This window comes from Leclercia sp. M50 (assembly GCF_037150775.1).
GTDB lineage: Bacteria > Pseudomonadota > Gammaproteobacteria > Enterobacterales > Enterobacteriaceae > Enterobacter.
Map to the genome: position 1 here is coordinate 1 of NZ_JBBCPK010000229.1, position 909 is coordinate 909.

A 909-nucleotide genomic window follows, 5' to 3' on the forward strand; every position below is an offset into this window, starting at 1 on the left:
CGATTGATGAAGCGCGTGACCATATCACTCCTGTCGTGGAGTGAGGGGAGGCTGCATGCCATTTTTTGCCTGGTCGCCCTGATGCTGACGACCAGTGCCCGGGCGGTGACCAGCCAGTCGTTTCAGGTGAATGCCACCATTACTCCCGGCTGCTCGGTGACTTCCGGCACCGGCGGAGTCCTGGGGGCGCTCAATTTTGGCAGCTACAGCGGGGTGCAGAGCGGCCAGGTCAGCACCAGCTTTGTGCCTAATGGTTCGCTGAGTATCGCCTGCACGCCGGGGGTGGCGCTGAGCATGAGCATCGACGGCGGACAGTATTACGCCTCGGTGCGCAATATGCAGCGCGCCGGCGGCACCCAACGGGTCGCCTACCGACTCTACAGCAGCAGTTCGCTGGGGGCAAACAGCGAAATCGGCGTTAACCAGGCCATACCCGTAACCTATACCAATAGCAATAACATCGCCCTGCCGCTGTTTGGCGTGGCGCTTCTGACGGGCTTTAGCCCGGCCGGGAACTATTCAGATCAACTCACCGTGACCTTGTCCTGGTGATACAGGGAGAACGACCATGAAGGCATTTGCAAGCGGCCCGCTGGCGCTGCTGGTGGCGCTGGGGATAACGGCGCACGCCGCCCAGGGCGCGGCATCCATTCTGCTGTGGCCCATCGATCCCTGGCTATCGGCCGATACCAAAGCGACCGAGCTGTGGGTGCAAAACCAGGGCAACAGCGCCACCACCATGCAGGTGCGCATTGTGCGCTGGCGCCAGGAGGGAGGCCTTGAGCGCTACACCGCCCAGCAGGAGGTGGTAGCCAGCCCGCCGATTGTCACTATTGCCAAAGGCAGCAAGCAGCTTATTCGCCTGATAAAACAGGGCGGGGTGCCGATGGGGGTTGAGCAGGCCTACCG

At 62.2% G+C, this 909-nt stretch carries 2 protein-coding genes; both read left to right on the forward strand.

Going from position 1 to position 909, the window contains the following annotated elements; translation table 11 throughout:
- Positions 1 to 81: 81 nt before the first annotated feature.
- Entirely contained in the window at positions 82 to 552 is a 471-nt protein-coding gene (locus tag WFM46_RS23755; RefSeq protein WP_442913480.1) for a Csu type fimbrial protein, read from the forward strand.
- Between the two features lie 16 nt (positions 553 to 568).
- A partial coding sequence (locus WFM46_RS23760; protein WP_336998727.1) for a fimbrial biogenesis chaperone occupies positions 569 to 909 on the forward strand: 341 nt, incomplete at its 3' end.